This is a genomic window from Oleiphilus sp. HI0117, from assembly GCF_001635235.1.
The window spans coordinates 1-261 of the sequence record NZ_LWGA01000336.1 but is presented as its reverse complement, the minus strand read 5'-3'; the positions used below and the strand labels follow the sequence as shown (position 1 = coordinate 261).

Sequence of the window (261 nt, the reverse complement as noted above, 5' to 3'; positions counted from 1 at the left end):
AGATCGAGGTCGAGCAGGCTTATTTGTCAGTACATATCTGGGCAAGGTTTCCTACACCGTTCGGTCGGAGTCGCCTTTACTCGTCGCTTTCTATAATCAAGAAGTACACGGCAGTGATCAGGAAGTACTTGAATCCCAAACGCAACTTAGAAACAGTGAAATGCCGAACTTTTATGGTGAAGGTGAAATTGGCTTGGAGTTGATAGAAAAAAGCATACTAACCGGGGCCGAGTTTAGTAGCTATTTTGGTCAATTCTAATA

The 261-nt window shown here is 43.3% G+C and carries 1 protein-coding gene; it reads left to right on the top strand.

Going from position 1 to position 261, the window contains the following annotated elements:
- On the top strand, positions 1 to 259 hold a 259-nt coding region (locus A3757_RS26295; protein WP_197469742.1), incomplete at its 5' end, for a hypothetical protein.
- Between the last annotated feature and the right edge of the window lie 2 nt (positions 260 to 261).